Origin of the sequence: Pseudomonas viridiflava (assembly GCF_003702045.1) — a bacterium.
In the GTDB taxonomy this organism is placed as follows: Bacteria; Pseudomonadota; Gammaproteobacteria; order Pseudomonadales; family Pseudomonadaceae; genus Aquipseudomonas; species Aquipseudomonas viridiflava_C.
The window spans coordinates 121,581-134,314 of sequence record NZ_RBTP01000048.1 but is presented as its reverse complement, the minus strand read 5'-3'; the positions used below and the strand labels follow the sequence as shown (position 1 = coordinate 134,314).

Genomic DNA, 12,734 nt, shown 5'->3' with positions numbered 1-12,734 from the left:
CAAATGAGACTTATGACGCGTTCTTTTGCGCGTTCATGGCTTCGAAGATCGACGTGATGCTGCTGGCCGTCGCCTTGAGCTTACCAACGGCAAGGTCCATCGCGTTGTACTTCTTCGTCAGGGTAGCCGTCAGGGTTTCGATTCTTCGATCCAGAGCATCCTGATCACTGGCCAAGCGTTTCTGGATCGCTGACAGGCTTGTGGTCTTGCTTGCCAGAACACCCTTCGCTTCGCTGTAGGGCAACACGGCTTTACTGATACGCGAGAGCAGACCGCCATCGCCGGTAAACAAAGCCTGGACTTCGCTGCCCAGCTTTTTGTCATTGAGCGCTGCCGTGAACGTGCTGGTGTTCAACGACAACGTGCCGTCAGACTGCTGAGTCTGGATACCCAGCTGGGCGAGAGAGCCAAGGCCGGATTTGGACGTAGCTGACGCGATCTCGTTACGGATGGTTGCCAGCAACGCGCGGGGGGTAGCATCACCGGTCAGCGCCGCGGCGGTGTATTTACCGTCCGAATCGACGGTGCCCTTGGTCAAGGTCGAAACGAGCTTGACCATCGTGTTGTAGGAGTCGACGAAACTTTGCAGCGACGTCTTCAGACCATCCGTATTGGTTGCAACGGTAACGTTGGTAGGCCCAGCTCCCGGGGCAGTAGGCGCTACCAGGTCGAAGGTCAGACCGGAAATGGCGCCGCTTACCTTGTTCGAAGCACTGGTCAGGCTCAATCCGTCAACCGTGAACTGCGCATCTTTGGCTACGCCGGAAATGGCGCCTGCGCCACCGATAGGCTTGCCGTTGGCATCGTTACCCGTGCTGGTGTCGCTCATCAACTTGGTGCCGTCGATGTTCAACATCTCTTGGCCCGCAGCGCCTTTGACAGAGATATCGCTCCCTGCGCCAGTGGTGGTCGAACTGAATACCAGACGAGAGCCATTATTGTCAGTAATGATGTTGGCAGTAATACCTTTACCCTGCAGCGTCGTGTTGACCTGGTCACGCACCTGTTGAAGCGTGGACGTGCTTGCGATCACGACTTTATGGGTAGTGCCATTTTGACTGATTTCCAGAGTACCACTCGGAATAGCACTAGTTTGCGTGGGGTTCAGCGCAGCCGTCGCTACTTTGGAAGGCGTAGCCAATTGCGTGACACTGATCGCGTAAGTGCCGTTTACCGCGTCGTTGCCAGCGGTCGCTTTGAGGATCTTTTCATCGCCAGAGGTCGCAGCAAAACCATTGAACGCCAGCGTGGTGGTGCTGTTGAGGGTGTCGATGGTTTTCTGGAAAGCAGCCAGCGCAGACGTCAGCTGACTGACACCCGAAAGCGAAGCTGTAGTGGAGGCGGTTTGCTTATTGATCTGAGTCTGCTTGGCTGCCTTGTCGGAATCTACCAATACTTTGACAAGGTCGCCGATTGGCAAACCCGAACCCAAACCCATTGTTGCTGAAATAGGACTTGCCATTTTTCTCTCCCTTCAAGAATGTCGCCGAATTTCCCGCCCGAGAGCGTCGATGAAATCCTGCAACAAATACCTTAACGACGGTCAGGCCTTGGCGCGGAACAACAAACTGTTCGCATCACTCAGGCTATCGGCCAGCTTCAGGATTTCTGCATTGGGAATCTGACGGATCACTTCACCGGAGTCACTTGCGATCACCTTGACGATCACTTTGCCAGAACCTTCCTCGATCGAGAACTCAAGATTACGTTTTACCGAGTGAAAAAATTTCTCGATATCCTGTGCGGCGGCTTTGACCTTGGCCTCCTCCTGAGAATCATCTTTTTTTAGATCGGGACCTTTGCTTTCTTCCGAAGCAGCTACCCGCTCCACCGACTTGACGTCGGCTGGCTTATCAACAGGCTTGTCGACGGCCGGAGCCTGACTCGCCGGTTGAGCGGCCGGATAAGACACGTTCAGTTTCACACTCATATCCATGACCATCACCTCCGAAAGCAAAAAGGCGAGAGAGCACGATTACGCACTCCCCCGCCAAAACTCATTCCGATATTACTGAAGCAGTTTCAGTACAGCGGATGGCAGCTGGTTAGCCTGGGCCAGAACAGAGGTGGAAGCCTGTTGCAGAGTCTGTTGCTTGGTCAGCTGTGCAGTTTCAGCAGCGAAGTCGGTATCTTGTACGCGACCCAGTGCAGCACTGGCGTTTTCGTTGATGTTCTGCAGGTTGGAGATGGTGCTCGACAGACGGTTTTGAGCAGCACCGAGGTCAGCACGAGTCGAGTTGATGGTCTGCAGAGCAGAGTCAATCGCGTTCATCGCTGCCGAGAAGCTAGACTCTGCTTCAGTGCTGGTGGAACCGGTGATGGAGATCGCCGAACCAACGCCCAGGGTATCTGCGTCGAAGCTTGCGCTCAGGGTCAGAGTGATCTGGTTGGATTCGCCGATGTTCGAACCGACCTGGAAGGTCATGGTGCTGGCAGTACCGTTGATCAGCGCCTTACCGTTCAGGTTGGTGCTGTTGGCGATACGGGTCAGTTCCGAGCTCATCGCGCTGAATTCTTTGTTCAGTGCAACGCGGTCGTCGGCGCTGTTGCTGTCGTTTCGTGCCTGAACAGCCAGTTCACGCATACGCTGCAGGATGTTGGTAGACTCTTGCAGAGCGCCTTCAGCGGTCTGAGCCAGGGACATACCGTCGTTGGCGTTTTTGATCGCCATGTTCTGACCACGGATCTGCGAAGTGATCTTGGTGGAGATTTGCAGACCGGCGGCGTCGTCTTTAGCGCTGTTGATTTTCAGGCCGGAAGACAGGCGAGTCATGGAAGTCGACAGTGCATCAGAGGCGCGGCCCAGGTTCTTCTGAACGTTCAACGATGCAACGTTGGTGTTTACTGTTAAAGCCATGATGAATTCCTCGTTGGTTGGGTACTACGTGGCTTCCGGCCCCTGCAAGCGCCGGGTGTGCCTAGAGAACCTTCGTAATAGTTATCGTCGCGATAGCAGGTTGCTTGAGTGTTTTTTTTTAAAATTTTACTAGCAGTCTGCCACCCCTTATAAAACAAGGGCTTGACGCGCAACCAAGGGGGAAAAACAGGATGTCCAGGTGGCCGGAATGGCACCTGTTAAGTGTTCAACTACATTAGCACCGGTTTTATGCAACCGATTATTCAAAAAAAAACCTGCGATTTTAAGCGCAGGTTTTTTATTTCACGTAACGTTTACTCAGCCACGGTAAATAATGGCCGACCCCCAGGATAAGCCCACGCCGAAACCGCTCAATGCCACCCGATTCCAGGAAGAGCCCAGCACGTGCTTTTCAATCAGCAACGGAATGCTGGAAGACACCGTATTGCCGGTTTCGACCATGTCCTTGAGAAACTTTTCCGGTTTGTCTTCGAATCGACGCGCCACGGCATCCACGATAGCGGCGCTGCCCTGGTGAATACAGAAGGCGTCGATGTCGTCGGGCTGCAAACCGGACTCTCCCAGCAACTCGTGAAGGTGTGCAGGCACTTTAAGCAGGGCGAAATTGAATACCTGACGACCGTTCATGAAAAACACGCCGTTGCTGACCTTCAGGTGCGGGGCACCGGAGCCGTCCGTACCAAACTTCGCCTTGCCCAGTTGCCAGGTAGCGCCCTCGCCCATCCAGGTGGCGGTCGCCGCATCGCCGAACAGCATGGTGGTGTTGCGGTCTTCAGGATCGACAATCTTCGAGTAAGGGTCCGCGGTGATCAACAGACCGTTTTTCAGGCCCGCGGCTTCCATGAAGCCCTTGATTGCGTAAATGCCGTAGACGTAGCCGGAACAACCCAAGGAAATATCGAACGCGGCAACGTTGGTCGACAGACCCAGCTTGTCCTGCACGATGGCGGCGGTGTGTGGAAGCCCTTCTTCGTCACCGTTCTGGGTGACAACGATCAGGACATCGACTTCTTCACGCTTGAGCTGCGGATTATTGGCAAACAGTGTATTGGCCGCTTCCACACATAAATCCGAGGTTTCCTGGCCGTCAGCCTTGCGCGGCAGGAAAGTGGAGCCAATCTTCCCAAGGATGAATTCTTCATCCTTGTCGAATTTGGCACCTTGAGCGTAGTTATCGACGCCTTCAGCGGGCACGTAACTCGCTATGCTTTTTATGCCAATCATCATGGCTTCCCGATTAGTCAACAGGTAAATGTTCGTCCCAAAAAAATCAGGGCGCTACCGAATAGAGGCGAATGGCGGACATTTTCAGGGCGCATGACACGTTTAGGCAAGTCAGGCGCTTGTCACTCGCGGTAAAACATTACAGTGGAGATGCACTTTATGACCTGCAGGTCACTAACGCATGCACGCTTTACGATCTTTGGACGGGGACAGGACTGACAAACGCTGGCTCGAAAAGACGGCGCAACGCAGCGTGGGAGGGATCCGGCCGCCACGCAGCCGGATTTTCGCAAAAGGACAGAGCTAGAGCGTCGCGAGGGTGAATGCTGTGCCATTCAGGGAGAAATTGGCGTTGTACGCCTCATCATGGGCGAATTGGGCTGCCCATTTGCTGACCAGCGCTTCGCTCGCCTGATCGGGCGCATGGATCAGCCCGGAATGCACCACCTGGACATGGGGGGTCCAGACCGTCAAGTAGCCTGCCTGAGCAGCCTTCAAGCACAGATCCACGTCGCCAAGTGCCTCAGCAAAGGCGTCTTCGTCCAGGCCGCCAACGGAATCGAAAAGCGCCTTGCCAATCATCAGGCAGGCCGAAGAAACCGCCGAGTAGTTTTGCTCGACGACCAGGCGCTGCATGTACCCTCTAGACTTTTTGGACTCACCAACGAACCCGGAACCCACAGTGCCATTAAGCCCCAGAATGAGGCCGGCCTGCATGACGGTGCCGTCCTTGTCCACCAGCCGAACCCCCACAACACCGACTTCAGGACGTTGAGCCTGATTGAGCAGCGACTCGATCCAGCCCACGTTGACGATCTGACTTTCGGCATCCAGCAGAATCAGGTATTCGCCTTTGGCTTCCTGGCTGACCAGATTGCGCAGCGCTGCCGTGCTCATGCGTTGCTCGGCCTTGAACACTCGTACGCGGCTGGAGAGTTTCTCCTGCTGGTCGAGCCAGGCGATCAGTTCCGCAGATGTGCTCTGGTTATCACCGATCAACACTTCAAAGCGCTGATAGCGGGTGCGCTGCAGAATGCTCAACAGGCAACGCTGCAACTCGGGCAGGTTGTCCTGGCTGTGCAGCAGGATCGACACCATCGGCCGGTGTGCATGGCGATAGTCAATCTTGTACGTGCCCGGGAACGCTGAGCCGACCTCAGCCTGATAACCGCGCTGTCCGAGATGCCGCGTCAGTGCCCTTTGTTCATCGTCGTTGCTTTCGAGCTCGGGCGCGTCACAGATGACAACGGGCTCGCTCAAATGCGCCAGACCACTCATGCCGCCCTGCTCGACCAGACGCAGCAACAGATCAAACTCGAGCGCCTGTGGGTAATCCCGGCTGTAACCACCGACCTCCACCAGCAGGTCACGACGGACCAACCAATGGCGGGCCATCAACCTGGGTATGCTTTGCAACAAGTCAAGGTTGAAGCCGGGGCGGAACAGCGGCGCCAGGGTGCCGTTGGGCTGGTGCTGAATTTCATCCACTGCAACCGCTCGACACTGCCCGGCCTCGACCAGTTCGGCACTGGCCAGCAGCAGCCCACTGCGAGTGAACTCGTCACCGGCCTGCGCCAGCATCAGCCAGTCACTCGGCGATTGCTTGATGACCTGATTGATCCTGTCGACGTAGTTGTTCTCGCTGACCTTCACGAAATGCAGGGTGTTTTGCGCGGTGGTCGCTGCCGGCAGCTCCCCCGTCGTGAACACCGTGACCTTGAACGCTCGATAGTGGCCGTTGATCAGGCTGTCGAACGTGGTCTGTAACTTGAATACATCGGCTTTAAGGTCCAACAACAGAATGCCGATCTTCGACCCGGCCGGCTGCCTGGCCAAGCGGGCCGACAATTGTTGCAGGTCGGCAGGCTTGGGGTCACGCGATGCCAGCCAGGTCAGCAGGCGCCCCGAGGCCATGTTGTCGAGCAGCCTGCTGTTACTCTCAGTGGACACCGCCTGCAGGCGCTGACCCCAGGCCACGATGCGCTCGGCTTCTTCCTGATCGTCTTCTGACGTGCCCAGCTCTCGTGCCAGACTCTGCACGACATCGATGCTGAAGGCATAAGTGGCATAGGCCTGCCACAAACGGCTGAGCCGTGTTTCGGCATCGGGATTGCTTTGTGGACGCAGCAGTTCCGACTGCTTGAGCAGAGCGGCCTCCAGACCTTCCAGTTGCACACGCCCTGCGGGCAGCACATGGATAAGAAACTCGATCCTGGCCAGTTCCTCAAAGAAAGGCTGGTTGTAGAACGGCATTTCGACAAACTGCCGAGGTTCGAACTGCGCCTCGGATCGTTCAAGCGCGACATTCCAGACAGCGCTGAACAGTTTTTCGTCGGCCTGATAGCCTTGCGTCTCCAGGCAGTGAGCCATTGCCTCAAGCCCGTCAAGAATCTGCGCTACGCCCTGCTCGCCCTTCATGCCTGAATCTGCGCCAAGAACAGACACCAGCGATTGCGCGAATGCTTCGCGTGCGGCTCGGGCTTTCGGATCGATGTGCTTGACCGCGCCAGCTACTGCGGCGCCGTGACGTGTCCGCAATTCTTTGCTCAAAGTGTGATGCATGGCGTAGGGAATCGGCAAAATACGCAGTTTTGCCGCCGCCACCAGGTAATTCATGTGGCCCAGTTCCTGCCAATGCAGGTCGGTCTGCTCGGGCACCGACGCGAACCAGCGACGCGCCAGTTCGACCCGAGTGACGGCGTTGAGCAGTGACACACCCTGCCCCATGAAACTTAGCACTCGATCAGCGGCGTGTTCGCACGCGTAATCTTCAGCGATCTTGCGATCCCGGCGGAAGAAATCAACGTGGCCGACATGGGCCTCATAGCTGAGGCTGTAGCCTTGGCACGCGCCGTACGCATCATGGGCCTGCAAAAAGCTCAATGCCTCATTCAACGCATCCGGCAGCAGAAAACTGTCGACACTGGCGTAGGCCACATACGGTGTCGTCACGCGCTCAAGCCCATGAGCGATGATCGCACTCAGGGTTTTGTCGGCCAGCGCCTTGTCGTACACATAGTCGAGATCGGTCGTGCTGGCGATACCCGGACAGGGCTGCTCAGACACATCGACAATCACCAGCCGGGCGGCAACGCCACTGTAGTATTTCAACGCCCGGCGCAGGAAATCCGGCTGATCCTGATTCACCAATAGCAGCGTCAGATGCTGATTCAAGGGTGCGACTTCATTCCCGACGTGGCTTTGCATACTTCTTCCCATAGCGAACCGATAACACCCTCAACCCGACCTTGGCCGGCATTGAAGCAAATACAGAACATAGCAGCTTCAGCGATCCAGACCGGTATTCCAGCCAGGATTCAGGCTCAAGCGTATCCATTGACAGCGTCAGTCCGGCAACCAGCCGTTGGCCCAGTACTGGAGATTGTCCCCGCGCAACATGAAGTCGCGCAGCACGGTTTCGCGCAACTCATCACCCATGCGGTAGCTGGCGTTGGGATCGGACAAATGCATGCGGATCGCCTGCAGCCATTCTTCCGCACTGTTGGTCAGCACGCGCGTGGCCGGCAGATGCCCACGGTAAGCTTCGGTATCCGAGCAGATCACCGGATAGCCGCACGCACCGTACTCAAGCAGACGAAGGTTGCTCTTGCAGTCATTGAAAATATGAAATTCCAGCGGTGCCAGCGCCAGATCCAGGTTCAGGCTGGCCAGCTTGGCTGGATACGTATTCAAGCCAACGGCACGATGGAATTCGTGGATATACGGTCTGAGCATGTCAGGGCACATGCCGAAAAACACCCACTCGACCTCGTCGGCCAGTTCACGCACCACATCGGCGATCAACTCAAGGTCACCCCGGTGGCTGGTTCCGCCGCCCCACCCGATACGCGGTTTGCTCGATGTCCGGCGCTTGCTCCTCAAGCTGCTCCACAGGTGAGGCGCCAGCATGTTGGGCACCACACGTATGTCGCTGTGCATGCTGGAAAGCGCCTGAGCCAACGGATGGGTCGATACCACTACGCGGTCACACAAACCAATGCCTTTGCGCAGCATCTGGGCGATGTTGTCCGGCATGTTGCGTCGGTGCTCGTTGAGCAGCGGAACGTCGGCGATATAGTCATCGAGTTCGAAAATCCGCATGGCGCTGGAAAAATCCTTCACCTGAATGATGTCAGGCACCTTGGCCTCGGTGTAACGCCCCTGGAAAACCACCACGTCGGGCGACTGACGCTCGACCTCGACCACGGTGGGCGTGTGATACGCCATCTGTCCAAGCACACGTCCGGCCGCCATCAGCTCGATAAGCGGCTGGCTGACACGATAATGCCCCACCGCCGACGAATTGACGACCATGCCCAGGATTGAGGGCAGATGCCGCGAACAGAACGGATTCCAGCCGTCACGCAAACCCGGTTCCAGATTAAAGGACAGGGGCTCGTGAAGGTTCTGGTTGGGGTTGTAGGCCGGATCACGGGCGATTGTCGGCAGCCATTTGCGGTAGAGCGACTTCTGCTCCTCTTTCAGCCTGTCCCGGGAGGCGTCCGAACGCTTGAGGGCAGCAGGCTCAGCCAGCGCCACAGAGGCGTCCGGGGTGCCCACCACCAGATAACCGTCGCGACCGACCCGCATGCACAGGTCCAGATCCTGCAGGCCCTGGGTGAAGGTTTCAGCCTCCATTGCACCGACAGCCTCAAAGATGTCCTTGCGCACCATAAGACAATTGCCGCTGACTGCACTCCAGTTCTGCGTCAGCTGCAGACGCTGCATGTAACCGCTGGCATTTGCCGGGTAGTTGAAGAAAGGCCTGCCGGCCAGTCCTTCCATGCCCATCACCATGCCGGCGTACAACACATTGCCTTGGGGACTGATGATACGGGGCCCGACCACACCGACCTCGGGACGCTGCGCATGATTGAGCAGCGCCTCAAGCCAGTCGGGCTGGTGAATGATCGCATGTGGGCTGAGCATGACCAGATAATCGCCACGTGCCTGACCCGCAGCAAAATTCTGCGCCGTCGCGTCGCTACCGGCTTCAGACAGCGCCAGGATTCTCAACTTGTCAGTGCCCAGCTGTCCCATCGCGGCAAACCAGCTGCGGGCTTCGGCGGTCGTGCTGGCGTTGTCGACGATCAGCACTTCGTAGTTCAGGTAGGCGGTGCTGCTGAGCAGACTGTCGACACAACGCTCCAGCGCTGCCAACTGGTCACGTGTGGTAATGATGATGGAAACGGCCGGACGATCCGGGTGCAGGTACTCGATGCGATTGAGCAAGGGCAGCGTGCCGTTATGGACAACGTGCTCTCTGCCGATGCGCGTGAGGTGAACCGACACCAATGGTTTGTTGCGTTCGACCACCTCAGGCAGCGAAAGCCACTGGGCGAAGGTAAAGCGCGACTGCACCTGAACTTCGGCAATGTGTTCAATGGTGTGAAGGCCTGCACCTTCCACCAGACGCCAAATCACGTCATGGGGCGCCAACGCTCCATGAACCGGGTCAAAACCGCCCATTTCCAGCAGGTTGGCGCGTTCGAACGCCAAGGTTCTGCCGACGTACGGATAAGTGCGCATCAGGTCGAGGTTGAAATCGGGCTTGAGGATCGGTTCCTGCGGCTCCTCATCCACGATCGCGCCCTCGTCACTGTAGATACACAGCACGCCGGGCATGTGGGCGATGCGCTCCGCCAGCACCAGTAAGGCTGGCGACGTCAAGGTATCGCCGGCACGCAGAAGATAAACCCAGTCCGCGTGCTCAAGCATCGGCAACACATCATTGAGCTGCCGGGCCCAGTCCGCTTGCAACGGGAAGCGCAGCACCTGGGGATCGCTGACACTGGCCGCCGTCGTCAGCACAACGACCGCCTCGGCCGCATAGTCCTGTTCGGCAAGGCTACTCAGCGTTGCGTCCAAGTGCTCGGCAGCGCCTTCGGGATCGATGATTACCGGAACAATGCGTGGCTTGCAGGGCCAGCTTGCGATGCGCTGCTCCAGAAGTTTTTTCTGGGGTTTCGAAAACTGCCGGCACGACAACCACTCGGCATAAAGCTCGGCGTAGCTTTGGCTGTCCACCCCGACCCGGCTGCGCAAAACGCCTTGACGATTGGACATGACGCCGTAGAGACCGACCTCGTCCCACTCCTCGCGAGGCTGCTGCGATGCTTTGCTCAACGGCAGGAAACGCACCCAGCCCTGAGCCGGTGCCTGCTCGCCACTGCGGGCCTTAAGCATTTCGTCGAGCCAGCCCCACTCGATAGTTGCCTTTTGGTACATATCGGGCTGACTGCTGAGACGTCCCGGGTGCAAACGCTCGACGTTTTCGATGCTGTGCAGCGTGACCAGATTGCCGCGCCGCAGCAAACAGATGAACAGCGTGAAATCCAGCAGCGCGAAGAACCCCTGACCGGGTTGCGCAATCGAGGGCAGGTATTCGCACACTTCGGCACGGCGCATCAGTGCCCCGCTGAATCCACCCAGATAATTGCGGGGCGTCTGTTCGAAAATGGCGAGCATGTCATCGCCTTTGTACAAGGCGTCGTAAGGCACAAGCCCCACGTTCTCCATGCGCGCCGGCAACACATAATCATTGGCGTCCACATAATGACGTTTGCCCACCACCAACTGCACATCGGCATGCGCTTGCAGCACGCGCGCCTGGTTCAGCACACAGTGGGTGTAGAGCCGATCGTCGTCGCACAGAAACTTGATATATTCGCCACGTGCCTCTTCAAGGCACTTGAGCAGATTACGATGAAATCCCAGACGCTGAGGATTGCGCACGTAGCGCGCCCGGCCGTCATCGGTTGACACCAACTCGTCGAAGATCGTTTTGATTTCGTCCGTAGCGCAATCGTCGCAGACGATGATTTCCAGATTGCCGTGAACCTGATCCAGCGCGCTTTTTAGCGCGGGACGAAAGAAGCGTGGGTTGAAGGCGGGAATAACGATACTGACGAGGGGAACTGGATTCACTATTGCAGACTCGCGAGCGGCGGAGAGCCAGCCAGACGGCTGCCCCTCCTCACCGCTGAAAAAAGACGGCGCACGCTCAACGCCCGTTCGATTACAGCTGGCTGAACAGGTTCAGCCTCGACAGCTGGATAAACACCTGCTGGGAAGCATCCAGCATGGTTTTCTGCAGCGTCAGACGCGTCGTTGCCTCGACCAGATCCGCGTTGACGTAAGTGCCCTGCTCGGTGCTGTTGTTGCCTTTGAGCAAATCATTGGTCACGCCTTGGGCGATGGCCGCATTCTGACGGGCGCCGCCATTGGAGCGTGCAGTAGCCACCTGATCGAGACTGCTGGAGATGTTACCCAGCGCCGATGTGAGTGCCGCGTCCAGTTTCTGCGACGCAACCAGATCGCCGTCGGTCGGGGTCGTCAGCGCTTTGATCGCGGCTGACAGGGTGTTGAGCACGTTTTCAGTCTGGCGAGTCCCGGACTGGACCACGAACTGATCCCCTGCCGCAGGCGCACCGCTCACGGTGAAATTGACACCCGCCGCATTCGCCGTCGAGCCGCTCATGGCACCGGTAGAGACCGGTTTGCTATCCGCGGTCAGTGGCGTGGCGTACAACTCATAGTTGGTCGCGCTGGTGAATTTGAGAATGCCACCGCCACTTGGGAAGGTGTTGTTGAACGCCGTAAGGTCAGCGGCACTGGTGCCTACTGCCGAGCTGCTGATGGCCGCAGTCGAGGTATTGCCCGGGCTGCGAGCCGTCGTGATGCTGTCCGGACTGGACGCCAGTCGATATGACCGACCGGCCAGCGCCGCATCTGCCGCAGCAGGTGTCGCCGCGTCAGTCTTCGACAGGTTGATGTTCATGGTCAACTCGACGCCACGGAAGTTGAACGTCTGATCGGCGAACGAGGCGGAGTTGAATTTGCCGGCGGTCGACGCTTCTGTGGTCACGTCAGTGCCCGTTGCATCGGTAATCTTGAACTGAGTACCGCTCAGGAAACTGAGGGTATAGGGCTCACCCGCCTGGTAGTTGGCGTTGTAGGCCGCAGTGGATTTCACCAGGCCACCGGTCAGGCCAACCTTACCGTCATCAACGACAGGGGCGTTCGGGGTCGCAGCCGGCGGCAGCAATGTCGAGGAAGTACGGGTGGTATTGATCGCCTGCTCGAACGCCTCGAAGCCGGTCACGTTGCTGGCCAGGACCAGACCATCGCCGACCGCCAGATTGATGCTGGTCTGATCGCCGTTGTAGCTGAAAGACCCATCGGCATTCTGGGTGTAGGGCGGTGCCGACGACTTGGAACCGCCGAAGATGTACTGCCCGTTGGAGTCCTGACTGTTCATCAGACCCAACAGCTGGCTTTGGTACTGCTTGAGTTCACCTGCTTTCGCCAGACGGTCGGCATCGGTGTAGGCACCGTTGCCTGCCGACACGATGAGCTCACGAGCCGACTGCATTGTATCGACAATACTGGTCATCGCCGTTTCGGAGTTCACGGTGTTGGTGTTGATGATCCCGATGTTGGACTCGTACTGGGTCAACATGGAGTTCTGCTGGGCCAGTTGCAGCACACGAGCAGCGCCTACCGGATCATCACTGGCGGTGTTGAGCTTGATGCCGCTGGCAACCTCATCGCTGGTCTTGGACACATTCGCATAGGTGCGCTGATAGTTGGCGGCCGTGGATTCGTAGAACTGGGTAGTTGAGATACGCAT

Annotated in this window: 7 protein-coding genes; all 7 read right to left on the bottom strand. The window is 57.6% G+C overall.

Going from position 1 to position 12,734, the window contains the following annotated elements; translation table 11 throughout:
- Window positions 1–10: 10 nt before the first annotated feature.
- Complete coding sequence (fliD, locus tag ALP40_RS15680) at window positions 11–1,462, bottom strand: flagellar filament capping protein FliD (RefSeq protein ID WP_122209143.1); 1,452 nt, start codon at window positions 1,460–1,462, stop codon at window positions 11–13.
- Window positions 1,463–1,543: 81 nt separating this feature from the next.
- A complete protein-coding gene (locus ALP40_RS15675) occupies window positions 1,544–1,936 on the bottom strand; it encodes a flagellar protein FlaG (protein ID WP_181114791.1) in 393 nt (130 codons plus the stop codon).
- Between the two features lie 72 nt (window positions 1,937–2,008).
- Window positions 2,009–2,857: a flagellin domain-containing protein gene (locus ALP40_RS15670; RefSeq protein WP_122209141.1), complete on the bottom strand. Its 849-nt coding sequence runs from the start codon at window positions 2,855–2,857 to the stop codon at window positions 2,009–2,011.
- 318 nt (window positions 2,858–3,175) lie between these two features.
- Window positions 3,176–4,102 carry a ketoacyl-ACP synthase III gene (locus ALP40_RS15665; protein ID WP_183136049.1) on the bottom strand — a complete coding sequence of 309 codons (927 nt, stop codon included), beginning with the start codon at window positions 4,100–4,102 and terminating at the stop codon, window positions 3,176–3,178.
- A 303-nt stretch (window positions 4,103–4,405) separates the two neighbouring features.
- On the bottom strand, window positions 4,406–7,309 hold the full coding sequence (locus tag ALP40_RS15660; protein ID WP_122209139.1) for a glycosyltransferase: 2,904 nt from the start codon (window positions 7,307–7,309) through the stop codon (window positions 4,406–4,408).
- A gap of 138 nt (window positions 7,310–7,447) precedes the next feature.
- Window positions 7,448–11,029: a glycosyltransferase gene (locus ALP40_RS15655; protein ID WP_122209138.1), complete on the bottom strand. Its 3,582-nt coding sequence runs from the start codon at window positions 11,027–11,029 to the stop codon at window positions 7,448–7,450.
- 91 nt (window positions 11,030–11,120) lie between these two features.
- Window positions 11,121–12,734 (bottom strand): flagellar hook-associated protein 3, encoded by a 1,614-nt coding sequence (locus ALP40_RS15650; protein WP_122209137.1) that lies wholly within the window; start codon window positions 12,732–12,734, stop codon window positions 11,121–11,123.

Coding starts and splice junctions, on each gene's coding strand:
- fliD (WP_122209143.1), bottom strand. CDS start 1,462: ATGGCAAGTCCTATTTCAGCAACAATGGGTTTGGGTTCGGGTTTGCCA.
- ALP40_RS15675 (WP_181114791.1), bottom strand. CDS start 1,936: ATGGATATGAGTGTGAAACTGAACGTGTCTTATCCGGCCGCTCAACCG.
- ALP40_RS15670 (WP_122209141.1), bottom strand. CDS start 2,857: ATGGCTTTAACAGTAAACACCAACGTTGCATCGTTGAACGTTCAGAAG.
- ALP40_RS15665 (WP_183136049.1), bottom strand. CDS start 4,102: ATGATTGGCATAAAAAGCATAGCGAGTTACGTGCCCGCTGAAGGCGTC.
- ALP40_RS15660 (WP_122209139.1), bottom strand. CDS start 7,309: ATGCAAAGCCACGTCGGGAATGAAGTCGCACCCTTGAATCAGCATCTG.
- ALP40_RS15650 (WP_122209137.1), bottom strand. CDS start 12,734: ATGCGTATCTCAACTACCCAGTTCTACGAATCCACGGCCGCCAACTAT.